This is a genomic window from Streptomyces sp. MAI_2237 (assembly GCF_054189285.1).
In genome coordinates this window covers 539,017-565,506 of the sequence record NZ_JAJPGQ010000009.1, presented here as the reverse complement: position 1 = coordinate 565,506, position 26,490 = coordinate 539,017, and the positions used below count along the sequence as shown (strand labels likewise).

23 protein-coding genes and 3 pseudogenes are annotated in these 26,490 nt (G+C 71.3%); 15 read left to right on the top strand and 11 right to left on the bottom strand.

What is annotated here, in order from left to right:
• The first annotated feature begins 34 nt into the window (after positions 1 to 34).
• From LN251_RS37960 to LN251_RS37925, 8 genes and pseudogenes are all read left to right on the top strand, one after another.
• On the top strand, positions 35 to 1,180 hold the full coding sequence (locus tag LN251_RS37960) for a VOC family protein (protein WP_458248702.1): 1,146 nt from the start codon (positions 35 to 37) through the stop codon (positions 1,178 to 1,180).
• A 27-nt stretch (positions 1,181 to 1,207) separates the two neighbouring features.
• A complete protein-coding gene (locus tag LN251_RS37955) occupies positions 1,208 to 2,146 on the top strand; it encodes a fumarylacetoacetate hydrolase family protein (RefSeq protein ID WP_458248701.1) in 939 nt (312 codons plus the stop codon).
• A 9-nt stretch (positions 2,147 to 2,155) separates the two neighbouring features.
• Entirely contained in the window at positions 2,156 to 3,733 is a 1,578-nt protein-coding gene (mhpA, locus tag LN251_RS37950) for a bifunctional 3-(3-hydroxy-phenyl)propionate/3-hydroxycinnamic acid hydroxylase MhpA (protein ID WP_458248700.1), read from the top strand.
• Positions 3,730 to 5,691, top strand: a complete 1,962-nt coding sequence (locus LN251_RS37945) for an acetoacetate--CoA ligase (protein WP_458248699.1) — start codon at positions 3,730 to 3,732, stop codon at positions 5,689 to 5,691. Before mhpA ends, LN251_RS37945 begins: the two co-directional genes overlap by 4 nt.
• 69 nt (positions 5,692 to 5,760) lie before the next feature.
• Positions 5,761 to 5,982: a hypothetical protein gene (locus LN251_RS37940; RefSeq protein ID WP_458248698.1), complete on the top strand. Its 222-nt coding sequence runs from the start codon at positions 5,761 to 5,763 to the stop codon at positions 5,980 to 5,982.
• Positions 5,983 to 6,097: 115 nt separating this feature from the next.
• Positions 6,098 to 6,301, top strand: a pseudogene (locus tag LN251_RS37935) (3-oxoacyl-ACP reductase); the annotation flags it as partial.
• Between the two features lie 84 nt (positions 6,302 to 6,385).
• Positions 6,386 to 6,562, top strand: a complete 177-nt coding sequence (locus LN251_RS37930) for a hypothetical protein (protein WP_458248697.1) — start codon at positions 6,386 to 6,388, stop codon at positions 6,560 to 6,562.
• Between the two features lie 332 nt (positions 6,563 to 6,894).
• Positions 6,895 to 7,230, top strand: coding sequence for a hypothetical protein (locus LN251_RS37925; RefSeq protein WP_458248696.1), 336 nt, complete (start codon positions 6,895 to 6,897; stop codon positions 7,228 to 7,230).
• 135 nt (positions 7,231 to 7,365) lie between these two features.
• Here LN251_RS37925 and LN251_RS37920 read toward each other — a convergent pair.
• Positions 7,366 to 8,659 (bottom strand): annotated as a pseudogene (locus tag LN251_RS37920) (MFS transporter).
• 101 nt (positions 8,660 to 8,760) lie between these two features.
• Between LN251_RS37920 and LN251_RS37915 the strand changes: the two are divergent.
• Positions 8,761 to 9,846, top strand: coding sequence for a DUF5937 family protein (locus LN251_RS37915; RefSeq protein ID WP_458248695.1), 1,086 nt, complete (start codon positions 8,761 to 8,763; stop codon positions 9,844 to 9,846).
• 39 nt (positions 9,847 to 9,885) lie between these two features.
• Here LN251_RS37915 and LN251_RS37910 read toward each other — a convergent pair whose 3' ends face one another.
• The gene (locus LN251_RS37910; protein ID WP_458248694.1) at positions 9,886 to 10,776 is read right to left on the bottom strand and encodes an endonuclease/exonuclease/phosphatase family protein; all 891 of its coding nucleotides are present in this window, start codon (positions 10,774 to 10,776) and stop codon (positions 9,886 to 9,888) included.
• Positions 10,777 to 10,827: 51 nt separating this feature from the next.
• A complete protein-coding gene (locus LN251_RS37905; RefSeq protein ID WP_458248693.1) occupies positions 10,828 to 11,700 on the bottom strand; it encodes an alpha/beta fold hydrolase in 873 nt (290 codons plus the stop codon).
• A gap of 85 nt (positions 11,701 to 11,785) precedes the next feature.
• On the opposite strand from LN251_RS37905, the gene LN251_RS37900 reads away from it, so the two are divergent.
• Positions 11,786 to 12,367, top strand: coding sequence for a CGNR zinc finger domain-containing protein (locus LN251_RS37900; protein WP_458248692.1), 582 nt, complete (start codon positions 11,786 to 11,788; stop codon positions 12,365 to 12,367).
• Between the two features lie 67 nt (positions 12,368 to 12,434).
• Here LN251_RS37900 and LN251_RS37895 read toward each other — a convergent pair whose 3' ends face one another.
• Positions 12,435 to 13,250 carry a helix-turn-helix transcriptional regulator gene (locus tag LN251_RS37895; RefSeq protein ID WP_458248691.1) on the bottom strand — a complete coding sequence of 272 codons (816 nt, stop codon included), beginning with the start codon at positions 13,248 to 13,250 and terminating at the stop codon, positions 12,435 to 12,437.
• A 72-nt stretch (positions 13,251 to 13,322) separates the two neighbouring features.
• Here LN251_RS37895 and LN251_RS37890 point away from each other — a divergent pair, with 72 nt between their 5' ends.
• Entirely contained in the window at positions 13,323 to 14,039 is a 717-nt protein-coding gene (locus tag LN251_RS37890; RefSeq protein WP_458248690.1) for an SDR family oxidoreductase, read from the top strand.
• Between the two features lie 157 nt (positions 14,040 to 14,196).
• Here LN251_RS37890 and LN251_RS37885 read toward each other — a convergent pair whose 3' ends face one another.
• Positions 14,197 to 14,784, bottom strand: coding sequence for an NADPH-dependent FMN reductase (locus LN251_RS37885; protein WP_458248689.1), 588 nt, complete (start codon positions 14,782 to 14,784; stop codon positions 14,197 to 14,199).
• Between the two features lie 88 nt (positions 14,785 to 14,872).
• On the opposite strand from LN251_RS37885, the gene LN251_RS37880 reads away from it, so the two are divergent.
• The gene (locus LN251_RS37880) at positions 14,873 to 15,364 is read left to right on the top strand and encodes a MarR family winged helix-turn-helix transcriptional regulator (protein ID WP_458248688.1); all 492 of its coding nucleotides are present in this window, start codon (positions 14,873 to 14,875) and stop codon (positions 15,362 to 15,364) included.
• 16 nt (positions 15,365 to 15,380) lie between these two features.
• Here the strand turns inward: LN251_RS37880 and LN251_RS37875 are convergent.
• The 5 genes and pseudogenes from LN251_RS37875 to LN251_RS37855 all read right to left on the bottom strand — a co-directional run bounded on the left by LN251_RS37875 (position 15,381) and on the right by LN251_RS37855 (position 22,300).
• Positions 15,381 to 16,213: pseudogene (locus LN251_RS37875) on the bottom strand (IS5 family transposase).
• A gap of 275 nt (positions 16,214 to 16,488) precedes the next feature.
• Entirely contained in the window at positions 16,489 to 17,028 is a 540-nt protein-coding gene (locus tag LN251_RS37870) for a hypothetical protein (RefSeq protein ID WP_458248687.1), read from the bottom strand.
• Positions 17,029 to 17,236: 208 nt separating this feature from the next.
• Positions 17,237 to 20,098: an AfsR/SARP family transcriptional regulator gene (locus LN251_RS37865; RefSeq protein WP_458248686.1), complete on the bottom strand. Its 2,862-nt coding sequence runs from the start codon at positions 20,096 to 20,098 to the stop codon at positions 17,237 to 17,239.
• A 137-nt stretch (positions 20,099 to 20,235) separates the two neighbouring features.
• Positions 20,236 to 21,093 (bottom strand): universal stress protein, encoded by an 858-nt coding sequence (locus LN251_RS37860; protein WP_458248685.1) that lies wholly within the window; start codon positions 21,091 to 21,093, stop codon positions 20,236 to 20,238.
• 175 nt (positions 21,094 to 21,268) lie between these two features.
• Positions 21,269 to 22,300 (bottom strand): medium chain dehydrogenase/reductase family protein, encoded by a 1,032-nt coding sequence (locus LN251_RS37855; RefSeq protein WP_458248684.1) that lies wholly within the window; start codon positions 22,298 to 22,300, stop codon positions 21,269 to 21,271.
• 175 nt (positions 22,301 to 22,475) lie between these two features.
• Between LN251_RS37855 and LN251_RS37850 the strand changes: the two genes are divergently transcribed.
• On the top strand, positions 22,476 to 23,129 hold the full coding sequence (locus LN251_RS37850; protein ID WP_458248683.1) for a TetR/AcrR family transcriptional regulator: 654 nt from the start codon (positions 22,476 to 22,478) through the stop codon (positions 23,127 to 23,129).
• Between the two features lie 101 nt (positions 23,130 to 23,230).
• Here the strand turns inward: LN251_RS37850 and LN251_RS37845 are convergent, their stop codons facing one another.
• Complete coding sequence (locus LN251_RS37845) at positions 23,231 to 23,527, bottom strand: hypothetical protein (RefSeq protein WP_458248682.1); 297 nt, start codon at positions 23,525 to 23,527, stop codon at positions 23,231 to 23,233.
• A gap of 202 nt (positions 23,528 to 23,729) precedes the next feature.
• On the opposite strand from LN251_RS37845, the gene LN251_RS37840 reads away from it, so the two are divergent.
• Together LN251_RS37840 and glgX are read left to right on the top strand one after the other, a co-directional pair.
• On the top strand, positions 23,730 to 24,125 hold the full coding sequence (locus tag LN251_RS37840) for a hypothetical protein (protein ID WP_458248681.1): 396 nt from the start codon (positions 23,730 to 23,732) through the stop codon (positions 24,123 to 24,125).
• Positions 24,126 to 24,331: 206 nt separating this feature from the next.
• On the top strand, positions 24,332 to 26,473 hold the full coding sequence (glgX, locus tag LN251_RS37835; protein WP_458248680.1) for a glycogen debranching protein GlgX: 2,142 nt from the start codon (positions 24,332 to 24,334) through the stop codon (positions 26,471 to 26,473).
• The last annotated feature ends 17 nt before the right edge of the window (positions 26,474 to 26,490 follow it).

The following is a 26,490-nucleotide window of genomic DNA, read 5'->3' as shown; positions in this document are numbered from 1 at the left end:
TTCCTCATTACGGCGATGTTGCTCGGAGGGCACCATGTCTGAAACCCGCGTCCACGGGCCCGATGCCAGGACGGCCCACCAAGACCTGCACAGCGAGGAAGGAGCCCTGCGGGGCGAACACCCCGGTCGCTCCCGGAACCCGGTGATCAAGGTCGCCGATCTGGCCTGGCTGGAGTTCGAGAAGCCCGACCTGGACCGGGCCGAGGTCTTCGCCCGCGACTTCGGTTTCGGTGTGGCGGCCCGCACGGAGCGGGGACTGTGGCTGCGGGGCACCTTCGCCGGCTCCCCCTGCATGGTGATCCGGCGCGGGCGGACCTCCCGCTTCATCGGCCCCGTGTTCCGCGCCGCGGACCGTGCGGACCTGGACCGGCTGGCCCGCGCCACCGGGTCCCACGTGCGCGAGGCGGACGTGCCCGGCGGCGGCCGGGCCGTCGACCTGCTCGACCCCTCGGGCGTCCCGGTGCGTGTGGTGCACTGCGGCGAGCAGCTGCCGGCGCTCCCCGAACAGCAGCCGCTGCTGCTCAACTTCGGTACCGCTCACCCTCGTACGAACGCCACGCAACGTCCGCCCCGCGAACCGTCGCGCATCCAGCGCCTGGGGCATGTGGTCCTGGAGACACGGGTGTTCGGCAAGGCGCTCGACTGGTACCTGGACACCCTGGGGATGATCGTCTCCGACTTCCTGTTCCTCGACGGGCAGCGCGACCGCGGCCCGACCATGGCGTTCATCCGCTGCGACCGCGGCAGCGTCCCGGCCGACCACCACACCCTCGCCATGCACCTGGGACCCGGCACCGGGTACGTCCACTCCGCCTACCAGGTCACCGACCTCGACTCGATCGCCGCCGGAGGCGAATACCTCAAGGAGCGCGGCTACCAGCGCAGTTGGGGCATCGGTCGGCACATCCAGGGCAGCCAGCTCTTCGACTACTGGCGCGACCCGGACCGTTTCATGCTGGAGCACTTCGCCGACGGCGACCTGTTCTCCTGCGACGTCGAGCCCGGCTGGGCGCCCATGTCGACGAGCGGCCTGGCCCAGTGGGGACCGCCCGCCACCCGTGACTTCCTCGGCGCGAGCCCCTCCCCGCAGCGCATCCGCGACGTCATCGAAGCCCTGCGCGGTGACAACGAGATGGACCCCGCCCGCCTGCTCGGTCTGCTCAAGGCCATCAAGTCCTGACACCCGCCCCCTGACGAAAGTACTGACATGAGCACGAATGTCCTGCGCACCGCCGACGGCTGGTGGGTGGTCCGCGGCGACCGGGCCGTCCCAGTCCCCACCAAGGCCGTCACCACCGCCGAGCTGATCGCCGAACGTGACGCCGTACGGGAGGCGGCCACCTCGGACGAGACGGGCACGCCCGTCGCCGACCTTGCCGCCCTCTCGCCGGTCACCACCCCCTGCCGGGTGGTCGCCCAAATGGTCAACTACCGCAGTCACGCCCGCGATTCGGGCTTCACCGGCGACATTCCGCCCGCCTTCTTCCGCAAGGCCTCCGGCTCGGTCAGCGGACCCCACGACGCCGTCGTCCGGCCCTCCCACGTGCAGTTCCTCGACTACGAGATCGAACTGGGCCTCGTCATGGGCGCACCCCTGCCCGTCGGCACCGTGGTCGAGGAGCGGGACCTGCCGTCGTACGTCGCCGGACTGGTGATCACCAACGACGTCAGCGCCCGCGACGTCCAGCTGACCAAGACCCAGTTCTACGAGAGCAAGTCCTACCCCACCTTCACACCGGCCGGCCCCTACCTGGCCCTTCTGGAGCCCGAGGACTTCGCCCGTCTCCTCGATCTGCGGCTGCGGTTGTCCGTCAACGGCGAGCTGCGCCAGGACCGCACCCTCGCCGACATGATCGTCCGCCCGGCGCGGGCCCTGACCCTGCTGGCCCGCTTCCAGACCCTCGACCCCGGCGACCTGCTGCTCACCGGCACCCCCGGCGGCACCGCGCTCAAGGCCCCGCCCAAGCCGGTCGAGAAGATCGGCGCCCTGCTGCCGGCCGCCGTGAAATGGAAGGCGTTCTTCAAGTCGCAGGCCAGGAATCCGCATTACCTGCGCACCGGCGACATGATCACGGCGACGATCACGACCCCCGACGGCCGGATCGACCTCGGCGAGCAGCGCTCGCCCGTCACGGACGCGGAGTAGGGGTCCGAAGTGAGCCGCACCGCACAGCACGTACCCGTCGTCATCGTCGGCGCCGGACCGGTGGGCGTGACCGCAGCCCTCCTCCTCGCCCGGCGCGGAGTCCGCACCGTGGTCCTGGAACGCCACCAGGACCTCTACCCCCTGCCCCGTGCCGTCGCCACCGACGACGAGGTCCGCAGGATCCTCCAGGCCGCCGGCGTGGGGGAGGAGTTCGCCGCGATCGCCCGCCCCGCGAACGGACTGCGTCTGCTGGACGCCCGCCACCGGGTGATGGCGGAGTTCCGCCGCACCGGGCACGGCCCGCACGGCTACCCGCAGACCAGCATGTTCGACCAGCCGGAACTGGAACGACTGCTGCGCGAGACTCTCCTGCGGCACCCCGAATGCGAACTGCGCGGTGGCGTGGAGGTCACAGGCGTCGGACCGGACCCCGCGGGCCGGGTGCGCGTGACCTACCGCGACGACGACGGCGAGCACCAGATGTGGGCCGAGGCGGTTCTCGGCTGCGACGGGGCGAACAGCCTCACCCGCGACGCCATCGGCGCAGCCTGGGAGGACCTGCGCTTCGAGGAACGCTGGAACGTCATCGACGTCCGGACCAAGGCCGACGTCCGCTGCTGGGAGGGCGTCGACCAGGTCTGCGACCCGCGCCGCCCGGCGACGTTCATGCGCGTCGGCGAGGACCGCTACCGCTGGGAGTTCCGGCTCGGCGACACCGACGAACCGCTCCGCGAACTGGTCTCCCCCTGGCTGCCGCCCTCCTACGACGGGGACGTCGAAGTCGTTCGCCAGACGCAGTACACCTTCCGGGCCCGCATAGCCGACCGATGGCGAAGCGGCCGCGTCTTCCTCCTCGGCGACGCCGCCCACCTCACCCCGCCGTTCATCGGACAGGGCCTGTGCGCGGGCCTGCGCGACGCCTACAACCTCACCTGGAAACTCGCCCACGTCCTTCAACAAGGCGCCGACGAAAAGCTGTTGGACACCTACGAAAGCGAACGCAGGCCACACGCACGGCACATGATCCGCCTCGCCGTCGCCATGGGCTGGGCCATGACCGGCGGACAGGACGGCGCCGCGGCCCTGCGCCGGGGACTGCTCGGAACGGTCTGCCGCATACCCGGCCTGGCCGCCAAGGCAGGCCGTGACCTCACTCCGCCCCTGACCTCTGGTCCGCTTGTGCGCCGCGGCCTGCGCGGAGGTCTGGCGGGCACCCACTGCCCGCAACCGTGGGTCACCGCCGACGGACGACGTACGCGCCTCGACGACGTGCTCGGTGACTCGTTCGCCGTGCTCACCGCCGCCTCGCCATGGCCCTCGCTGAACGCCCTCGCCCACGGACTCGGCGGCCGCGCGATCCCCGTCGGCGACCTCGGCGACGACGGCACACTCGCCGCCTGGCTGCGCGCCGGCCGGGCGGACGCCGTCCTGCTGCGCCCCGACCGCGTCGTCATGGACGTCGTGCCGGCCGGAGCCCGGGACTTCACCGGCATCGGAGCGTGGGCGTCCCTCGTGCACACCACGCGCAGCCCTCTCCCTCCCGAACAGACCCTCCACCCAAGCCCGCTGAGGAGCACCGCACGATGACCGTGCCTTTCACGACGCCGGATCCGCAGGTCGTCGCCGACAGCAACATCCGGGACTTCGCCCGCCACGCCGGGATGGACGGCGCCGACTACACCGCCCTGCACCAGTGGTCGGTCACCGACCTGGAAGGCTTCTGGGGCGCGGTGTGGAAGTACTTCGACATCGACGCGGACACCCCGTACGAGCAGGTGCTCGCCGAGGAGACCATGCCCGGCGCCCGCTGGTTCACCGGCGCCACCCTCAACTACGCCCACCACGCCCTGCGCAGCCACGCCGACGACGCCGTGGCGGTCGTCGCCCTCGACGAGACCGGCTCCGGCTACGAGGTGACCGCCGGCCAACTGCGCGCCCAGGTCGCCTCCGTCGCCGCGACCCTGCGCGACCTCGGCGTCGGCAAGGGGGACCGGGTGGTGGGCTACCTGCCCAACACCCCGCACGCGATCGTCGCCTTCCTCGCCACCGCGAGCCTGGGTGCCGTGTGGTCGGTGTGTGGGCAGGACTACGCCCCCAGAGCCGCCGCCGACCGGTTCGCCCAGCTCGAACCCACGGTCCTGATCGCCTCCGACGGCTACCTCTTCAACGGCACCGCTCACGACCGTCGCGACGCCACGGCCGAACTCGCCCTGACGCTGCCGACGTTGAAGGCGACGCTGCTGGTGGACCACGTCGGCCTGCCGTGGACCGCGCAGCCGTATCCGTCCCTGGTGGTGCCGTGGGAGGACGCGGCCACCCGCACGGAACAACTCGCCTGCACGCCCGTGGAGTTCGACCACCCTCTGTGGGTCGTGTTCTCCTCCGGCACCACCGGCCTGCCCAAAGGCATCGTCCACGGCCACGGCGGCGTCCTGCTGGAGCACCTCAAGACCCTGGGACTGCACTCCGATCTCGGCCCCGCCGACCGTCTCCTGTGGTACACCACCACCCACTGGATGATGTGGAACCTCGTCGCCTCCACCCTTCTGACGGGCGCCACGACGTGCACGTACGACGGCAGCCCGGCGCCCCTCGCCGAGCCCGACGTCCTGTGGAAGCTGGCCGCACGCCACCAGGTGACCGTCTTCGGCACCAGCCCCCAATACCTGCTGGGCATGGCCAAGTTCGGCATCGACCCCTCGGTCCACGACCTGTCGTCGATCCGCGTGATCGGCTGCACCGGCTCCGCCCTGCCGGCCTCCGCCTACCCCTGGGTCCGCGACCACGTCGGCGAGCACGTGCTGCTGGCGTCCATCAGCGGCGGCACGGACGTCGTCTCCGGCTTCGCCGGCAGCGCCCCCAACACCCCGGTGTGGGCGGGGGAGTTGTCCGCACCCCACCTCGGCGTGGCGCTGGCCGCGTACGACGCCGAAGGGGGAGGCGTGGTGGACCAGGTCGGCGAGCTCGTCGTCACCCGTCCCATGCCGTCGATGCCGCTGTACTTCTGGAACGACCCCGACGGCAGCCGCTACCGTGACGCCTACTTCTCCTCCTACCCCGGTGTGTGGCGCCACGGCGACTGGATCACGCTCACCTCGCGCGGCTCGGTGATCGTCCACGGCCGTTCCGACTCCACGCTGAACCGCAACGGCGTACGGCTGGGCAGCGCCGACATCCACGACGTCGTCGAACGCCTTCCGGAGATCACGGAAGCGCTGGTCATCGGCGCGGAGGAACCCGACGGCGGCTACTGGATGCCCCTGTTCGTCGTCCTGGCCGCCGGGGTGGTCCTGGACGACGCCCTCCGCGGGAAGATCCGCGACGCCGTCCGCGAGGGAGCCTCACCCCGCCACGTCCCCGACGAGATCCTCGAAGTGCCCGGCATCCCGCACACGCGCACCGGCAAGAAGCTCGAAGTCCCCGTCAAACGCCTCCTTCAGGGCGCCCCCGTCGAACAGGTCGTCAACCGCGGCGCCGTGGACGCGCCGGACCTCATCGACCACTACGCCCGGCTGGGCGCCGAACGCCGGAAGCGGCCGGCCTGACGACCACGAGGACCGAGCCACAGTCCCGTTCCGCGTGTCACCGCGCCCTGAGAAAGGCGTCTCAAGCCTGTGCGTACCGAGACTCCCGTCTACCGGCCCGACCCGTACTCGGCGTCGGCGATCCGCGACCCCTATCGGCCTTACGCCGCGCTGCGCGCACTCGGCCCCGTGGTCCGGCTGCGCAAGCACAAGGTCCACGCCCTGCCCCGTTGCGCCGAATGCAGGCAGGTGCTGCCGGACGCCGTTCCCTCCTCGCGCGCGGCCTCACTCCCAGGGCGCTGCGCACGATGAAGGACGTGGTCGACCACCCACTCGTCCCCGCCTGACCCGGCCCTTCCCTCAGCGTCGTGCGCGGGCGGTGGGCGGCTCGACGAGGCGATCGCCGGAGAGCCGGGTTCCGGCCTGCCGGAGCTTCGCCGCCCGACAGGGCGGGACACGGCGCGCCTTCCTCCTCCTGGCGCCGGGCTGGATCCGCACCGCCCTGGGCGGTCCGGACGCGCCGTTCACCATTGAGGAGAGCGTCCCGGTGCTGGTGGACGTCCTGCTCTCCCGGCTGGGCACGCCCGGCCTCGCCTACTTGGACCGCTTCGGCAAGACCGTTCCCTGGTGAATCCTCCGCGCCGCCGATGAGTTCTTCCGGCATCCGCAGTCATAGGCGGTGCTTGGTGCGCGCAGCCGCGACCGCGACGGACACGTGCACCGGCGAACCTGCCGAGAACCGGAACGAGCCCCCGAGGAATCCCGATGCGAACCCGGGCTGCTGCCCGCGGGCGGCAACGGCCTGCTCGCCGACGGCTCCCGTTCCTACGGCGCCGCCGCCCTCGGCGGCAACGAGCACGGCGCCCACTTCGGGTCCGTGATCGACGAGTGATTCCGCACGCACCGGCACGCCGTCACGGCTGTTCCGCTGAACGGCACTTCGTGTGACCGCCGACCTCCTTCGGCACACCATCGACGGAGAAGGGCGCCGGCCTTCTCCCCCACTCGTCCCACTCACGGCCCAGTCCTCTGGGGCCTGGACAAAGGAATCCCATGCGAGGAAAACGACTCGGACGCACATTGGCCGCGGTTTTTGCGAGCATCGCCCTGCTGTTGGGATGCGCGGGCATCGCCGGCGCCGCGCCCGGCCATCGGGACGCTCCGTCGCACAGCGTCCGCCCGGCTGATGTCGGCGCGACCCTGACGAGTGCCAAGATCACGTTCTTGACCTCGGGTGAGGACAAGGACGGCGACACCACCGTGAGCATCAAGGTGGTGACCGCTGCCGGCAAGACCGCGGCCTCTGCGTTCGACACCTTCGGCAGGTTCGGCGACGGCTCCGTCGTACCCGTCGGTCTGCTCGTGCGGAAGAACATCACCTGGGACGCGCTCCAGGGCGGCACCGTCCGGCTGCACATCCAGCCGAACGGCGACGACACCTGGAAGTTCGGCTACCGGCTCGACCTGACCTTCGACGACGGGGACGTGTCCCAGACGATCGTGAACCGCGTGTCGATGAGCGAGGACAACAGGGACCACATGGACCCGATCGAGTTCTGACCCCGCCCCGCGGGAGTCGGCCCGGCCGGACCGGTACCCGGTGGCCGGTCCCGGGGACGTCACGCCCCTGGGACCGGCCACCCGGCATGAACCCGGCCGGGCGGGGTACGGGCGTGCGGTCGGCCGGGAAAGGGCTCATGGCCTGGGGAGGTTGTACGGCCCTTTCCCGGCCCTTCGTGCCGGCTTCGCCGAACATGACGTGCTGCGCGCCCTACGGGTCTGCTCGTCCGACGGCGATCCCTCGGTGCCGACGGCCAGGGCGGACAGCAGGGTGGCGGTCGTGAGGCTGCCCCAGAGGGCGGCCGGGCCGAGCGGGGCCAGTGCGGTGATGATCGCCGGGGAGACGGCGAGGCCCAGGCCGGTGGAGAGCTGGAAGCGCGCCAGTGCGCGCCCCAGGACATGGGTCGGGGCCAGTGCGGTGACGAGCGCCGTGGCGCTGCCCGCGTAGAGGATCTCGCCGATCGTGCAGACCACGGAAACGGCGGCGACGGCCGGGACGGCCCAGCCGTGACCGAGCGGGGTGGCGGCGAGGAAGCCCAGGTAGGAGGCTGCCAGCAGCACGCCGGACAGGGCCAGGACCGTGCGCCGGGAGAAGCGGGACATGGCGACGGTGACGGGCACTTGCAGGGTGACGACCAGCACCGTGTTGGCGACGAAGACGGCCGCCGGCCAGACCGGGGAGGCGTGCAACTGCGTCACCAGGACCAGAGGCAGCGCGATCTCGGGGACGTTGAGGCAGAAGACGTAGACCACGTTGGCGGCGAGGAGTGTGAGCATCCGAGGCGCGGACTCCTCGCCCTGTTCCCCGCCAGGGGTGGACCGCGCCGGACGGGCGTGGACATGGACCGACCACGCCAAGGCGGCCGCGGCGAGGTAGGCGAGCCCGGTGACGGTCGCCAGGGCTCGCAGCGCGCCGCTCCCGCCCGCCAGGCAGACGGTGGTGAGGAGCGCTCCGAGACCCAGGCCGGCGTTGCGCACCGCCCGGCTTCCCGCGAGGGCGGTGTCGCGTTCCCGGCCGTCGGCCACCGTCGCCACGAGGGCCGCGTGAGCGGCGGGCCAGGGCCTGGTTGCCGATGCCGAGGAAGAGGGCCGCCGTCGCGAACGGCCAGACCCGCCCGGCCGGGGCGGCCAGCAACAGAGTCACCCCCAGCACGCGTACCAGCATCGAGGCGGCCACGACGGTGCTGCGTGCGCCGCGGTCCAGCCATCGGCCCACCGCGGGCGTGGCGACCAGGCCCGCGACGATGCCGGCCGTCATGGCGGTGCCGGTGACCGGCGCGGGCAGTTCGAGCACCGTGACGCCGTAGAGCAGCAGGAAGGGCCGCAGCAGACCGGTGCCGAGCGCGTCCACGGCCAGGGCGACGACGTAGCGGGGGCCGCCGGAGGCGTGGACGAGGGCGCTGGGCCGGACTCGTGTGAGGGGTGCCATGGCGTCAGACGGTGCGGGCGGCCGCGGGGGTGCGGCACGCGGGTTGACGTACATCGTCAATCGGCGTCGTCGTCGGCCGTCCGGACGGTGATGATGTGGGGATGACGCTGAGGATCGACATCGGCGGTCTGCCGTCCGAGCGCGTACGGTTCGCTGCCTCCCCGCTGGCCGAGCTGACGGCGATGCTGCACGTGCTGGCCGAGCCGGGTCACCATCCGCAGTGCGCCGGCTGGGCCGCGGACGTCTGGGCCGGGCTGCGGCCCGAGCTCGCCGAGCGGCTGCGGGAGGCGGAGTTCCTCTGGCGCTCCTCTCAGGCCGACTTCCTGATCCCCGGGCGGCCGCGGTCCACGCTGGCCGAGGAACTGGACGACGTCGACCGCATCGACGACGAGAGCTATGTGACCGCCGCGCTCGTCACCACGTGCGGCAGCAACCGCGTCCACTTCCGCGGCAGGTCGCCGCTCAGCGACGCGACCGCGCGCGAACGGGCCCTGGACGTGGCCCAGGCACGCGGCGCGCAACAGGAGGCCTTCGCGGAACGGCTGCTCGCCGATCCGCCCGCGGTACGGGTGCGGGTGCGCCGCACCCTCGAAGAGTGCGCCGAGGCGTTCTTCGACGCCGCCTGGGCGGACGTGGCGGTACAACTCGCCAACGATCTGCGCCTGAAGAACGAACTCCTCAGGAGGCGGGGCCTGGGGGTGGCTCTCGCCTCGGTCTCCGGCGCGGTCACCCTGGCACCGGACGGTGACTGCATCATCGTGGACAAGGTGCAGGACAAGTCGACCGCGGCGCGTGGCGGCGGGGTCACGTTCATCCCCAGCGTCTTCGGCCGCCCGCACCTGGTGGCCGTGCACGCGCCTGGATGGCATCCGGTGGTGCAGTATCCCGTGGCCGAGCCGCGTCCGGCGGAGCCCGTCGCCTTGGAGACGGTCACCGCACGGCTGGAGGCGCTCGCGCATCCGGTACGGATGCGGCTGCTGCGCACCTTGGCCCGCGGCCCGCACACCACCGCCGAACTGGCCCACTTCTGGGAACTCACGCCCCCGGAGGTGTCCCGCCATCTCGCCGTCCTGCGCCGCGCGGGTCTTCTGACGTCGCGGCGGCAGGGCCGGTACGTCCGCTACACCCTGAACCTGTCCGACGTCACGTCGCTGGGTGCCGACCTGCTGGCGGCCGTCCTGCGCTGAACAGACCGGCCGCGCACGGTCCGGCGGGGCGCGGCGGCATCACCAGGGCACGTCGACCACGACGGGCCGGTGGTCCGACACCGGTACGCGCGGGGCACCCGCAGCGACCGGGGCGCACCGAGGGGTCCCGGAGACGAGCACATGGTCGAACTGGATCATGGGACGGTGCGAGGGATACGTCCGTACGCGGGCCAGGTCCCGCCAGCCGTCCGGCCCCGACGCCCGACGATCGCGACCGGCCACGGGGGCGACCAACTCGGCGGTGTTGAGCACGAGTCGGGGAATCGGTCCGATCAGGTTGAAGTCCCCCAGCAGGACGTGCGGCCGGGGCAGATCGGCGATCCGGTCCCGTACGGCGAGCAGTTGCCGGATGTTCCACCCGGGGACGAACGAGAGGTGCACCGCCACCACCGTCAACTCCCCGCGCTCCGCCTCGATGACGGCGGCCAGGGCGGCACGTGGCTGGTCGCGGGCGACCGTGAGGCCGGGCCTGCCGGGCACCCGCAGCGGCATGGCCAAGGGGGCCGGCGCGAACCGCATGGCCCGCCATTCCCGCACGGGCAGCCTGGACAGCAGCGCGATGCCGTGCGACGGCACATCGCCTCGCGCCGGCGCATCGTGCGGACCGTGGACCCGCAGTGCCGGCTGGGACGGATCGATCACCCACCCTTTGCCCGGAACGGCCCGCCCATGGACCGCCGACGCGTACCGCCACTCCGGTGCGCCGGCCGCTTCGGCGGCGACGCGGGCCTGATCCACGTCCCCCGACCGCTCCTGGAAGCGGTCGACCTCCTGCAGTGCCAGGACGTCCGCGCCGAGGCCCGTGACGGCGTCGGCCAGGGGACGCCCGGCCTGCGCGGGCGGGACGGAAACGGGACGGCCGTCCTCGAGTGTCCGGCCGTGCAGCACATTGAAGGTCGCGAACCGCATCGAGGAGCACGGTACGTGGCGCACCGCACGCCTGCACACCAAATAGGTCGCTCACTTCCACGCGCGGTCGAGGAAGTCGGCGATCAGCGGTGCGATGTCCGGCAGGTGTGTCTCGAGGGCGAAGTGGCCGGTGTCGAAGAGGTGGAGTTCGGCGTCGGGGAGGTCGCGGAGGTAAGCGTGGGCGCCGGGTTCGGTGAAGAAGGGATCGCCGGTGCCCCAGAGGACGAGCGCGGGCGGGGTGTGCCGGCGCAGCCAGGCCTGCCAGTCGTCGTAGCGCTCGACGTTGGTGCGGTAGTCGAAGATCAATGACTGCTGGGCGTCCTTGCGGCCCGGCAGATCGAGGAATTGCTGGTCGAGGGTCCAGCCGTCCGGGGCGATGAGATCGGTGTCGGGGACGCCGGTCTCGTACTGGCCGCGGGTGCCGGCGAGGCTGAGGACGTCGCGAATCGTGTCCTGGGCGCCGGGCGTGTGGGGAGTCAGCCCGACCAGGCCGCGCGCCGTGTCCGAGAGACCTTCCTCGTAGGCGTTGCCGTTCTGCACGACCAGGCCCGCGATCCACTCCGGGTGCCGTTCTGCGATCCGGAAGCCGACGGGGGCGCCGAAGTCGAAGACGTACATGACGAACCGGTCGAGGCCGAGGCTTCGTACGAACCCTTCGGTGATGTCGGCGAGCCGGTCGAAGGTGTACGCGAAGCCGTTCGGCGCCTGGGTGTGGCCGAAGCCGGGGTAGTCGGGGGCGATGAGCCGGTAGCGCGAGCCGAGCGCGTCGATGAGGCGCCGGAACTGGTGGGAGCCGGACGGGAATCCGTGCAGGAGAAGGAGTACGGGTGCGTCGGCCCGGTCGGGGACGGACTCCCGGTAGAAGACGCGGACGTCGTCGATCTCCACGTGGCGGTGGACCGTGCGAGCGATGGCACCAAGCATGGCTAATCCTTTGTTCGCCCTGTTATGCATTAGGTTTAGTGGAGGGCGATCTAATGTGTCAAGAGTTGGATGTAGCATTAGCGGCATGAGTGATCTCGTGCCGCTGACCGGAGAGCCGCTGGCCCTGGACCTGGTCAACACGCGCCCGTCCACGGGCGATCTGCTCGCCTCTCCGGACGACCTGCGGGAATGGTGGACCTTGCAGGCCGCCCGCCTCCCGGACGAGGTGCCGCAGGAGATCCGTGCCGAAGACCTGGCCGCCGTACGCGCCGTACGCGAGCACACCGCCCGCGTCCTGGACCACATCCGCCGAGGCGACGAGCCCCCGGCCGCGGACCTGCGGGCACTCAACGACGCCCAGCGTGCCGCACCGGCGATCAGTGAGCTCGGCTGGACCGGATCGGCCGTGGGTGTGGTCCGCCGACGCGAGGGCGCACCGGGCCTGCGGCTCGCGGCCTGCCTCGCGGAAGCCGCCGCCGCCCTGTTCGTCGACCCGGCGGTGGCGACGATTCGCGAGTGCGAGGCCGACGACTGCGTGATGCTGTTCCTGCCCACCCACCCACGCCGCCGCTGGTGTTCGGCCGCCCGCTGCGGCAACCGCGTGCGGGTCGCCCGTCACTATCAGCGCCACAAGGCCGCGGAGCCGCGCCGTCCCGGCACCCGGTAACAGGGCTCTGTCACCTTCCTTGCGACGGGTCTGTGACCGCTGGAGAGACCTGTCCGCGTCTTTCGTTTCAGGTCGCCTGCGTGGCCAGCCTGTGCAGGGCCCGCACGGCAGGTGATCCGGGGTCGGCCGTGATCAGGACGACTTCCTGGTCATCCTCGGGCACGAGCAGGACGTCGCAGTTCAACCGCAGGGTGCCGGCTTCGGGGTGGTCCAGGGTCTTGGTGCGGTGCCCGGGTGCATGGACCGGACGTGTCTGCCAGATCTGCCGGAACTCCTCGCTGCCGGCGTGCAGTTCGGCCAGCAGGGCGGTCACCTGCGGGTCGTGCGGGTAGCGGTCGGCGGCCCGGCGAAGCCGCGCCACCACGATGTGCCCGAACTCCTCGGCGCTGGAGCTCTCGTACATCCGTCCCTGGCCCAGGAAGCGGCGCAGGGCCAGGTTTGTCGTCCCGCCTGCGAGGTCGCCGCCGAGCAGTGCCTGGGCCAGCGGGTTCCAGGCGACGACGCCGTACGCCGCGTCGGTGACGATGGCAGCGGTCTCCGGCAGCCGCTCCAGCATCCGGGCCACGTGCGGGCGTACCCGCCGCACGGCGTTGCTGGCGGGCGGCGCGTTCGATCCCGCCAGGCGGAACAGGTGGCTGCGCTCGGCCGGCGTGAGCCGCAGGGCCTGGGCCAGCGCGTCCAGGATCCGGGGCGATGGCCGCGGTCCCCGGGCCTGCTCCAGCCGCGTGTAGTAGTCGACCGACATGTGGGCGAGCTCCGCGACCTCCTCGCGGCGCAGGCCCGGCGTACGGCGGGCGGTGCCCGTCGTCGTCAGGCCGATCTCGTGCGGGCGCAGGCCCGCTCGGCGGTCCCGCAGAAAGCGGGCCAGTTCCTGTCGCGCCATGCCACCTCCGGCCGCTTGCCTGGTACAGGTTGTCCCTGGCAGGGCGCCCACGACCAGGGGACCGTTGTTCCCATGAACGATCGCACAGCTCTGGTCACCGGTGCCAACAAGGGCATCGGCCGGCACATCGCCCGGCTGCTCGCGGCCGAGGGCCTCACCGTGTACGTGGGCTCCCGCGACCCCGGGCACGGACAGCGGGCCGTTGAGGAGATCGGTGCCGGCGCCCGGCTGCTGGTCCTCGACGTGACGGATCCCGACGGCATCGCACAAGCCGCGGCTCAGGTGGAACGCCTGGACGTGCTGGTCAACAACGCCGGCATCTCACCGTCGCTCGCCTCGCCGGCCGACACCCGCATCGAGGAATACCGGCGCACCTACGAAACCAACGTGTTCGGGGTGGTGGCGGTGACCAATGCCTTCCTGCCCGCCCTGCGCCGGTCCCCGCACCCCCGCATCGTCAACGTCTCCAGTGGCACCGCGTCGCTCACCTGGAGCACGAACCCCAACCCCCAATTCACCCCGGGAAGCGGCAACGGTGCCGCCTACCGGTCGTCGAAGGCCGCCCTCAACGCCCTCACCGTCTTCTACGCCCAGACGCTGGCCGAGGACGGCTTCAAGGTCAACGCGCTCGCCCCCGGCCTGCGGGCCACCGATCTCAACCCCCGGGCCGCCGCTGCCGGCGGCGACCCGGCCGAGGCCGCCCACGGTGCCCTCCGCCTGGCCCTGCTGCCGGACGACGGCCCCACCGGTGGCTTCTTCTCCTGGGACGGAACTCCCGTGCCCTGGTGAGGGGTGACCAGTCATGGGCGGCGTCGGGTACAGGTGCCCCAGCGCTCGTATCAGCGGGCGAGGCGGTGGACGGCGTTCTGCCAGGTGTGGGTGCATTCCACGTGCCACCCCGGTTGGCCCCGGCACCGCGCCTGTCCGCGCGACCTCTGACGGGGCCTCACGCGGCTGTGGCCGCCCGCGTCTTGGCCTGGCGTACCCCGCGCAGTGCGTCGGACCAGGCGATCACCTGATCGAGCATGGTGTCCACGGCGGTGTCGAGGCCCTCTTGGGGAACGAACGTGCCGGTGTGGAAGGAGGGGTGTGTCGAGATGGTGGGCTGGGCGCGGACCGTGGCCACCTGGAGTTCCGCGAGGACGAGCCGCAGCGCTTCGGCGGCCCGGGCCCCGGCGACCCAGCCGCCGTAGCTGATGATCCCGGCGGCCTTGTCGTTCCACTCCCGGTAGACGTAGTCCAGGGCGTTCTTCAGGGCTCCGGGGTAGGAGTGGTTGTACTCGGGGACGAGGAAGACGTAGCCGTCGAAGCTGTCGATGAGTGCGCCCCAGGCGCGGGTGTGGTCGTGCCGGTACTGCTGAAGGTTCGGGTTGCCGGGCTCGTCGAGGTTGCCGAGGTCGTGGCCGGCGAGGTCGACGAGTTCGTAGTCGGCTCGACCGTGGGCGCGGGCGGCTTCCAGTGCCCAGGCGGCGATCTGGTCGCCGCGGCGTCCGGGGCGGGTGCTTCCGAGGATGAGTGCGATGCGGAGTGTCATGGTGTCCCTTCCCGGAGAGTTGATGCGTCAACTCTAGGTCGACGTGAGTTGAAGTGACAACTCCGCTGGTCGCGGTATCCTCGGCGACATGACGGAGACTCGATCGCTGGAACCCGAGGATTGGGAGTTCTGGGACACCTGGATGCGCGCGCAACGTCTGCTCATCAGGGAGCTGGAGCGCGGTCTGCAGCGTGACTGCGATGTCTCGAAAGCCGAGTTCAGCGTGCTGGTGACGCTGTGGCGGGCCGGCGGCGGCCGCGAGATGCGTGTCGGTGAGCTCTCCGAGTCGCTCGACTGGGACAAGAGCCGCGTCTCGCATCAGCTGACGCGTATGGAAAAACGCGGCTTCGTCAAACGCACCCAGTACGGGGCCGATGGCCGCCGCGCGGGGGTGGGGCTGACCGCCGAGGGGCGCCGCGCCGCCGAGGGTGCCCTCCTCGTGCACGGCGGCAACATCCGCCGCCACTTCCTCGACCCACTGACCCCCGAGCAGACATCGGTCATCCGGGCATGGAGCGAGCGAGCAGTCGATCGCCTCGAGCGGCACCGCGGCGAGGCTCCCAGTGACGACGCGGCCTAGGAGTTGTCTTCAATTGTCACGCCCACATCAGGAGCGAGGCGAGGGTGACGGCTGCCTGGTAGGACTCGGCGGTCTTCTCGTAGCGGGTCGCGATGCCGCGCCACTGCTTGAGGCGGTTGAAGCACCGTTCCACGACGTTGCGCCGCTTGTAGAGCTGCTTGTCGAAGGCCGGCGGACGCCCGCCGCGGCTGCCGCGGCGGAGCCGGTTGCGGACCTGGTCGGCCCGCTCGGGAATGGTGTGTGGGATGCCCCGGTGCCGCAGCCAAAACCGTATGGCGCGGGAGCTGTAGCCCTTGTCGCCCAGAACGTGCGCGGGCCGCACCCGGGGCCGCCCCACCCCCATGCGGGGCACGCGGATCGCCTCCATCACGGCGGTGAACTGCGTGCAGTCGTTGGTGTTCCCGCCCGTGACCACGAAGGCCAGCGGGCGCCCGAAGGCATCGCAGGCCAGGTGTATTTTGCTGGTCAGGCCGCCCCGGGAGCGTCCGAGCCCCGGGCTGCGCGGCCCCCTTTTCGGGCCCCCGCCGCATGCTGGTGGGCTCGCACGACGGTGGAGTCGACCGACACCAGCCAATCGATGTCCCCAGCGGCGTCCGCCCTGGCCTGCGCGGTCCGCAGCATCCGCTCAAAGGTTCCATCCAGAGCCCACCGACGGAAGCGGGTGTGCAGTGTCTGCCACGGCCCGTACCGCTCGGGCACATCCCGCCAGGCCGTACCGGTGCGGAACTTCCACACGATCCCGTTGAGGACCCTTCGGTCGTCCAACCGCTTCCGGCCACGTAGGGACGCGGGCAACAGCGGTCGGACGAACTCCCACTCCGCATCGGACAGTTCATGGCGACGAATCACCCGACCATGATCCACCAAGCAAGATCAATTGAAGACACGACCTAGCGGCGGCCTTCGGGCTGTCGCCTCGGCGCATCACGGGCTGGGTGGGCCGCCGTCCCTCACCTGCGAATGCGAGGGGGAGCGGGGAGCCTTCCGGCGCGGGCCGCATCATCGATGAGGGGGCTCGCCGCCTTCGGGTTCTGCAGCACGAGGCTGGTGTCGAGGGTGTGGACGGCGTCCAGGGAACCGAACCCGCGGACGAGGTGGCGGCGCAGGCCGGAGGGGTCGCGTTGTCAGCAGGCCGTGCCCCTCGGGACGAACGTCACGCGGGTGTGGTCCGTTGCCGCCTGGGCCTGGTGGTAGGTCGCACTGTCGACCCGGAACCAGACGTCGTCCCTGGCCTTGTCGCCACCGACGTCGTCGAGGCGCACGCACCAGCGTTCCGGCCGGACGACCCGCCGGTACGTCTCCGTGCCGCTGCGGACGTTCTTGCAGGTCCGCGTCCGCTCGGTGGTGTACCAGGTGCGCGTCTTCCGCCTGCTGCCCGTGCCCGACGTGGACGTGTGCCTGACCCGTGTGGTGGTGGACGCGCACTTCTTGACCATGTGGGGCCTGGTCGCCCTCGACGTCTTCACCGGGAGGTGGCGGACGATGTCCCGGAGACCGGAGACCGTGTCGCTCCGGGGGGTGTTCTGCTCAGGGGAAACGTCACTGCTGTGGGTGACGGAGCGACTCGGCGGCTCGGCGTCGGACCGTCCGCTGCCGCATGCGGCGAGTCCGAGGACGAGCATCGCCGTTGCCCCGACGGCCATCATGCGTCGCTTGTTCACCATGTCTCCTTGGGAGGTCGCCGGACACCGCCGCGGCGTGCCGGGCGAGCGCTGCGGATCGCTCGGCCCCGCACCAGAGGCACGGCGTGAACATGGTCTGCGCTGCGGCAACGGCAGCGTAGACGATCACTCGTGGACACGGTGCCCCGGGGCGGCCGGGCCCGGCCTCGGCTCACCAGGTCACGGGGGACAGCGCAGGTGCCCTGTCGGGTCAGTCGCGAGGTGGCAGCACCGTGTCCGACGGGTCCAGATGCAGGTGGTGTTCGAGCCTTGTCCGCAGTGCCTCGGTGTCTTGGTGGTCGAGTTGCTCGAAGAGGGCCAGAGACCGGGTCCAGGCGTCGCGGGCCTCGCGGGGGTTGCGTGCGGCGTAGTGGGTGTCGCCGAGGTGGGCGAGGATGTCCGCCTCGTAGTAGAGGTCGCCGACCTGGTGGAAAAGGGCCGCGGCCTTCTCGTAGCAGGCGGCGGCCTCGCCGTGCTCGCCCAGGTGGTGGTGGGCGAAGCCGAGGGTGTCCCAGGTGTGGGCCTCACCGGAGACGTGGCCGGTGTCGCCGATGAGGGTCAGCGCCTGTTCGCAGTGGTCGATCGCCTGCCGGTACTCGCCCATCTGCACGTGGTCCCAGCCGACGTTGTTGAGTGCCAGGGCCTGCCAGGCGCGGTCCCCGGCGGCGCGGAAACCCCGTACGGCCTGCTGCGAGCACGCCATCCCCTCGGCGGCCCGGCCCTGCTGGGTGAAGACCCTGCCCAGGGCGAGGTGGGTGTGGGCCGCGCCCAACCGGTCGCCGATGCGCTGGTAGAGGTTCGCGGCGCGCTCGAGGTGGGTGCGGGCTTCGTCGGGACGTCCGAGGGCCGCTTCGGCGTTGCCTATGTTGCGGTGGGCGCATGCCTCGCCCGCCTCGTCGCTCGCCCTTCGGGCTGCGGCCAGGCCGGCCATATGGGTGCCCGCCCAGTCGGACCACAGCACCTTCCGCTGGTGATACGGCGTCAGCGCCGCCGCCAGCTGCCAGACGTGACGCTCGAATCCGTCCCGGGCCGCCCGGTCGACGGCGGCGAGGAGCACCGAATGCTCGGCAGTGAACCAGGCCATGGCACCCTCCCGGTCGGCCGGCTCCTCGGAGGTCACCCCGGGCTGGGCGGGGGAGGGGTGGACGAGATCCGCGGGCGGACCGAGGAGGCGCTGGGCGTGCAGTGCGGTGAACAGGTAGTGGTCGAGGACGCGGTGTGCCGCCCGGCGGCGGTCGGCGTCGCCCTCCTCGGCGCGGGCGAGTTCGGCGGCGTAGGCGCGGAGCAGATCGTGCGAGGCGTAGCGACGTGACAGGTGTTCGGTGAGCAGATGGGTTCGGGTGAGTTCGGCCAGTGGGGCTCGGATCTGCGGGGGCGGCACACCGGCCAGGCTCGCGGCGGCCGCGGCCGAGATGTCCGGTCCGGGATGCAGGCCGAGCAGCCGGAACAGCCGTTGGGCGGCGGGGCTGAGGGCTGCGTAGGACCAGGAGAACACGGCCCGCACCCGCGTCGCGGAATCGCCGCCGTCGAGGGCGTCCAGGCGGCTTCCGCTCTCGCGCAGTTCGTCGGCGAGGACGGCGAGCGGGATGCGGGGCTCGGCGGCGGCACGGGCGGCGAGGACGGCGAGAGCCAGCGGCAGACCGGCGCAGCGCGCGACGATCTCCGCGACGGCGTCGGGCTCGGCGGCGATCCGTGGGGCGTCGAGTCGGTCGGCCAGCAGGGACCGGGATTCCTCCGGCGTCAGGACGTCCACGGAGAGCAGGCGCGCGCCTTCGACGGCGGCCAGACTGGTGAGCCGGTTGCGGCTGGTGACCAGCGCCAGACAGCCGGGTGTGCCGGGCAGCAGCGGCCTGACCTGCTCGGCGTCCCGCGCGTTGTCGAGCACGATCAGCACCCGCCGGTCTGCCAGCAGACTTCGGTAGAGGGCCGCCTGCGCCTCCGGGCTCGGAGGGATACGGGCGGCGGGCACGGCGAAGGCGTCCAGGAACCCGCGCACCGCCTCCCACGGGTCCACGACGGTCCCGCCGGCGTCGAAGCCCCGGAGGTTGACGTAGAGCTGTCCGTCGGGGAACGACTCCCGCACCCGGTGCGCCCAGTGCACGGCCAGCGCGGTCTTGCCCACTCCGGCCGTGCCCGACACGGCCGAGATGACCACCGGGGCCGGGTGCCGGGCGGTGTCCAGGAGCGCGTCGAGTTGGGAGAGTTCCGCGTGGCGGCCGGTGAAGCCGCGTACGGCGACGGGAAGTTGAGCCGGTACGGTGCCCCGCTGCGGTCCGCGCGCCGGTGGAGGCACCGGCACGGCGTGCTGCGGCGGGGCGGAAGGGGGGAGGTTCCCTCGCAGGATGGCCTGGTGGGTCTCGCGCAGTGTCGCCCCGGGATCCGTGCCCAGTTCGTCCGCCAGCCGGCGCTGCATGGAGGCGTAGCACTGCAGGGCTTCGGCGTCCCGCCCGCTGTCGTGCAGGGCCCGCATCAGCGCGTCCGCCAAGGGTTCGACGAGGGGGAAGTCGTCGAGGAGGGTGGACAGCGGTCCGATCGTCGCCGCGGGGGCGCCGAGCCGTGCCTGGGCGCGGGCCCATTCGATGGTCGCGTCCACCTGCTCACGCCGCCATGCCTGCCGCATCTGCCCGGCCCACGGGCCGTCCAGACCGCTGAGCGGTTGCCCCCGCCACAGTCCCAGCGCCTCGCCGAGCAGCGCCGCCCGCTCGCTGTCCGGCACCCGGGCCTCGCGGGCCCGGTCGACCAGGTGCCGGAAGCGGTGCACGTCGACCTGTCGCCGGTCGGCCTGCAGCACGTATCCGTCCGACCGGCGGGTCAGCCGCACCGCTTCACGGGAGACGTCGGCCACGCGGTCGCAGGTGTGCCGGATCCGGGTGATGTGGGCGTAGAGCGAACGCCGGGCGCCTTCGGGAGGGTCGGTGCCCCAGACCCGGCCGACCAGGACGTCCACTCCGACCGGTCGGCCGGTGTCCACGGCCAACGCGGCCAGGACGGTGCGCCGTTGGGGCGGGCCGACGTCCACCGCCACGTCCCCCACGGTCAGTTCGACCGGGCCGAGTAATCGCAGACGCACCATCGCATCCCCTCAGAACGCACACCGTTCCCGCAGATTCTGCTCACAACCGCGGTGCCGCGACAGCTTGATCGGGCCACATCAGCTGCTTGGCGCGAAGCGGCCGCCGGCACGCCGGGCAGGGAGTGCGACGCGCTGTGTCAGGGGTGAGGGACGAGCAGCACGGGGCTCTCCGCCTGGCACACGGCGGCGTGGGCCACCGCGCCGAGCGAGGAGGTGACGCGGTGACCGAGGACGGTGAGAGCAGCGTGCCGGGTGGCTGCGGTCACGGCGCAGGCGGGGACGTCCTCCAGGCAGACCTCCTCCACCCGTACGTCCGGGAATTTCCGTCGCCAGGGCACCAGGGCCTCCGTGAGCAGACGTTCGGCGTGGCGAGTGCGGGCCGAGGGGCCGTACGGCCGGGGCATGACCGGATGGGAGTGGACGGGGGAAGGGGGAATCCACACGTACAGAGCCCGCAGCGGTGTGTGGCGCAGCGCCGCTTCCTCGAAGGCGATGGCCGTGCTCAGGTCGTCGTGGCTGTGTTCGGCATCCAGTGCGAGGACGACCGGGGCGCCGTGCACGCGCCGCTCGCTCCGACGGGACGGGGACCGTACGAGGGTGACGGGAAAGCCGGCCCGCGCGGCGATGCCGGCGCTGGTGGAACCGAGCGGGGACGAGGAGGTGGTGCCCAGGCCGCGCGCGCCGAGGACGAGGAGTTCCGCGTCCTCGCCTGTGCTGAGCAGCGCCTGCGTCGGTGGGGCGTTGAGCACGTGCGTACGTATGGTCAGCCAGGGGTGACGGGTGCGCAGGCGCTCGGCGGCCAGGTCGAGGCAGCGCAGGGCCCGGCGGCGGCGCGCGGCCGACTGCGAGGCGCTGACGCGGCTGCCGTTCGCCGGGGGCCAGGCGGCGACCAAGTGCAGTGCGGTGCCATGGAGTTCGGCTTCCCAGGCGGCCCAGGAAGCGGCGGCGAGACTGGCGACGCTGCCATCGATTCCGGCGGTGACGGGGCGGGGCATGATCACGCACCTCTTGTCGTGGGAGCGGTCCGAGTCCCGGGCAGGGCCCGGAACTCCACTCTGTCTTCCGGTTCGGACGGCACACGAGGACTCTTGGGACTTGTTCTGAGGCCGTATGGCCCTGGAGGAGGGAGCGCGCGAAGGCTGGGCAGCGGACAACAACGGCCTCCGCAGGTCAGGGGTGCAGGACGACCTTTCCCGCGACGGTGCCGGACTCGGCCAGCCGCATCGCTTCGGCGACCTGGGTGAGGGGGAGTTCGGCGGCGATCTGTGCGGTGATCTCGCCGCGCTGCAGGGCGTTGAACACCTCGGTGAGGTCGGCGCGCAGGCGGGCGCGGAAGCGGCCGGTGCTGAGGGCGCGGCCGGCCCAGACGTTGAAGAAGCAGGCGTGGCGGCGGTTGGGCAGGGCGTTCCACAGCCATACGCGGCCGAGCAGCTTGAGGACGGGCCACTGCTTGGAGCCCTGGTCGTCGCGGGTGGAGGCGCTGCCGTAGGCGACGAGCGTTCCGCCGGGTGCGAGCAGGCGCCAGGAGTCGATGATGCCGCGGCCGCCGACGTGGTCGAAGACGGCGTCCACACCGGCCGGAGCGAGTCGGCGGACGCTGTCGGGGATGTTTTCGGTGCGGTAGTCGATCGGCGTCACCCCTTGTTCCTTGAGGGCGGCGTGATGGCGTGCGGAGGCGGTGCCGATCACCTTCGCTCCGGCGGCGTGGGCGAGTTGGACCAGGACGGAGCCGACGCCGCCGTTGGCGCCGTGCACGAGGACGGTCTGCCCGGCGCGGACGCGGGCCTTGCGGTGCAGCATCTGCCAGGCGGTGATGCCGTTGATCACCACGGTCTCGGCCTGAGCCGCGCTGATGCCGTCCGGCACCGGCACCACGTCCGCGGCGTCGACGACGACGTGGCTGGCCCAGCCGCCGACCTTCAGCAGTGCGGCCACCCGGGTGCCGGCCAGGCCGGAGGGGACGCCGTCGCCGGTCTGCGCGACGGTGCCGACCAGGTCGTAGCCGGGGACGAAGGGGAAGGGCGGCTGGTCGTAGTAGCGGCCCCGGCGCATCTGCTGCTCGGCGAAGGAGACGCCGGTCGCCTCCATCCGGATGACGACCTGGCCCGGTCCGGCGACCGGAACGACGCCCCGGTGGACCTGGAGCCCCTCCGGTTCCACCTTGCCCGGCAGTACGACCTCGACCCGTGTGCCCGCGTTCATGACGACCTCCGTCGACTTGGCGCCAGTTAGTGGTTGGCGCGTTCGTTAGAAGTTATAACCGGTCGTTCGCGTGACAGTCAAGAGCGTTCGTAATAGGGTCTAACTCGAAGGGTGCGGCGAAGGCCTTGCACTGCTCTCCGGGGCCGGAGAGCCGGACGACAGAAGGGATGCGCACGTGACCGTCGCGGGCAAGGAGACACCACGCGAGCGCTACCGCGCCCAGCTACGGGCCGAGGTGAAGGAACGCGCCTGGGAGCAGATCGCCGCGGCCGGGGCTCCGGGACTGTCCCTCAACGCCATCGCCAAGCAGATGGGGATGAGCGGCCCGGCGCTCTACCGGTACTTCGCCGGCAGGGACGAACTGATCACCGAACTGATCCGGGACGCCTACCGCAGTCTCGCCGACAGCGTCCGCGCCGCGGCCGTACCGGGCGCGGATCTCGCACAACTCGGACGCGCACTGCGGGCCTGGGCCCTGGAGGACCCCCAGCGGTACTTCCTCATCTATGGCACACCGGTCCCCGGCTACCACGCACCCGACGACATCACCGAGATCGCCTCCGAGATCATGGAATGCCTCCTGGACGCCGCCCAGGCGGACGGCGCCGCGGCGGACATCCCGGCCGACGCCCCGCTCGAAGCCCACCTCGCCGAACACCGGCGGTGGGCGGCCGGCCACCCCGCATCCCCACCCGCCCTGCGCCGCGCCCTGCTCTTCTGGACCCGCCTGCAGGGCGTCCTCTCGCTGGAGCTGGCGGGCCACTTCACCGGCATGGGGTTCGACCCGGACGAGCTGTACGAGAGTGAGCTGCGGCACCTGAGCCGGTGACCGCCTCCGACCCTGACGGGTGCGGTCACTCGCGGTGCGAGTCGGACCCCGCGCGGCCATGGACGGCGTGCGCGGGGTCCGGTCTTCAGGCGTCGGTCAGGTCATGCCTTGCCCGGGGTGACGACCCACTTGCCGTGCACCCGGTGGCCGACCTTCTCGTAGCCGGGGCGGAAGGAGCCGAGCCAGTTCAGCGTCAGGCCGGCCTCGGCCGTGGATCTGACCGGCGTGTAGCCGGAGGGGCTGTCGGCCGAACCTCCGGTGGTGTTCTCGGCGACGTAGGGGAAGGGGTAGACCGGGCGGGAGGACAGGGTCGTGCCGTTGCTGTCGACCGTCTTGGTCGGCAGGAACGTGGAACGGCGTGTGCGATGAGCCGTTGGGCCTGCCTGTGCCGGGCACACCGTAGTCCCGTGGCCGGCACAGGCAAGGTTCGTCAACGAAATTGTTGACGATTATTGCGCTGCTGGGTGTGCGCGCCTTTTCTGCTCCCGGGGCGGGGGGCTGGGGATCGTTTTGGTTCGAAGGAGTGAAGATGCCTGCTCGACGTGACCGGCTTCCGGCTCTCGGATGCCGACGGACGTCAGCTGTTGAAAGAATGCACGGGTGCAGCCGCTGCCCGTTCCCTGCCCCGCTCCCCTCATCCCGGATGCCACGGGCGCCGAGGCTTTCCGGGATGCGTATCGCGAGGCCATGGCGCACAGTGCCGTATTCGTGGCCATCGAATCCGAGGCGCCCCGGCTGTGGACGGTGAAGGCGGACACGCTCACCGCCGGCTCGGACCATGCGGTGGCCGACGCCGTGAACGAGGCCATTCGAGCCGCGATCCTCCGCCTGGTCGGCAATCGCGAGGCCGATTTCGGCGCCTACACCGGGCCGGTTTACTTCATGATGCACGGGGTGCACAACGAAGGACGGGCCCGTGAACTCGCCGCCGCACTCCATGCGGCCCTTTACGGCGACCTGGAGCCGCTGGCCCGCGCCGTCCCGTCGGAACCCTGACGTACACGCTCCGTGGCGACTTCGCGCCATTTTCGAGCCAGTCGCCTGGATCTACGGTGCCGGGGCGCCGTCGGCCGCGCGAGCAGGTACGCCGACGGCGGACCGCGCGAACCTTTGCTGACCTGCGCCGCATGCCCGGTGAAGGGAGGGGCACACGGGAACGGACGAGCGTGGCTGTCCCTCGGCCGCGCGGGGGAGGGTGAGGCATGCGCATCTGGCAGGAGAACACGGAAATCGGCGCGAGGCCGGGGCAGACGGCCCCTCTCGGCGCCACCTTCGACGGTGCGGGGACGAACTTCGCGGTGTTCTCCGAGGTGGCCGAGCGCGTGGAGCTGTGCCTGTTCGACGAGGACGGCTCCGAGGAACGCGTCCCCCTGAGGGAAGTGGACGGCTTCATCCACCACATCTACCTGCCGGACGTGGGCCCGGGCCGACGGTACGGGTTCCGGGTGCACGGACCGTACCGGCCCGAGTCCGGTGAGCGCTGCAACCCCGGCAAACTGCTGCTCGATCCCTACGCCAAGGCGATCGAGGGCGAGATCGAGTGGAACGAGGCGCTGTTCCCGTACCACTTCGAGGACGCCGACCGTTACAACGACCTCGACTCCGCCCCGTACATGCCGAAGTCGGTGGTGGTGAATCCGTACTTCGACTGGGGCAGCGACCACCCGCTGCGGACTCCGTACCACGAGACGGTGATCTACGAAGCCCATGTGAAGGGCATGACGAACACCCACCCGGCGATACCCGAGGCGATGCGCGGCAGCTACGCCGCGCTGGCCCACCCGGCGATGATCGACTACTTCGTCAAGCTCGGCGTCACCGCGGTGGAACTGATGCCGGTCCACCAGTTCGTGCAGGACCACGCCCTGGTGGAGAAGGGCCTGTCGAACTACTGGGGATACAACACCATCGGCTTCTTCGCCCCGCACAACGCCTACGGCTCCTCGGGGCAGCGGGGCGAGCAGGTGCAGGAGTTCCGGTCCATGGTCAAGGCGCTGCACGAGGCCGGCATCGAGGTGATCCTGGACGTCGTCTACAACCACACCGCCGAGGGCAACCACCTCGGACCGATGCTGTCGCTGCGCGGGCTGGACAACGCGGCCTACTACCGTCTGTCCCCGGACGACCCGCGCTACTACTGGGACACCACCGGCACGGGCAACAGCCTGCGGATGAACCACCCCCACACCCTCCAGCTGATCATGGACTCACTGCGGTACTGGGTCACCGAGATGCACGTCGACGGCTTCCGTTTCGACCTGGCCGCCACGCTGGCCCGCCAGTTCCACGAGGTGGACCGGCTGTCGTCGTTCTTCGACCTCGTCCACCAGGACCCGGTCATCTCCCAGGTGAAGCTCATCGCCGAACCGTGGGACGTCGGCGACGGCGGCTACCAGGTCGGCAACTTCCCGCCGCTGTGGACCGAGTGGAACGGCAAGTACCGCGACACCGTACGGGACCTGTGGCGGGGCGAGGGCGGCACGCTCGGTGAGTTCGCCTCCCGTCTGACCGGCTCGGCCGACCTGTACCAGAGCGACGGCCGCCGGCCCTTCGCCTCGGTCAACTTCGTCACCGCGCACGATGGTTTCACCCTGCGGGACCTGGTGTCGTACGACGGCAAGCACAACGAGGCCAACGGCGAGGACAACCGCGACGGCGAGGACCACAACCGCTCGTGGAACTGCGGCGTGGAGGGTCCCACCCAGGACCGCAGCGTCCTCGCGCTGCGCGCTCGTCAGCAGCGCAACCTGTTGGCGACTCTGCTGCTCAGCCAGGGCGTCCCCATGATCTCGCACGGCGACGAACTCGGCCGTACCCAGCAGGGCAACAACAACGCCTACTGCCAGGACAACGAGTTGACGTGGATCGACTGGGAGAAGGCCGCGGAGGGGAGCGAACTGCTCGACTTCACCCGCAAATTGATCGCCCTGCGCCGCGACCACCCCGTCTTCCGCCGCCGGCGCTTCTTCAAGGGGCGCGTCCCCCGGGGAAGCGAGACGGAGAACAAGGACATCGGGTGGTTCACCCCCGGCGGGCAGGGGATGACGGACAACGACTGGGACACCGGCTTCGCCCGGTCCCTCATGGTCCACCTCAACGGCAAGGCCATCACCGAACCGGACCTACGGGGCCTGCCCCAGCAGGACGACTCCTTCCTGCTGCTCGTCAACGCCCACAGCCAGGCCCTCGCCTTCACGGTGCCCGACGAACTCGGCCCGTGGTGGGCGGTCGAGGTGGACACCGCCATCCCCTACACCGAGTTCCGGCCGCTGATCAAGGCGGGCAGTGAGGTGGAAGTCGAAGCCCGGTCACTGCTCGTCCTGCGTGGCCATGAAGACGCATAGACCGCCTGGGCCTCCGA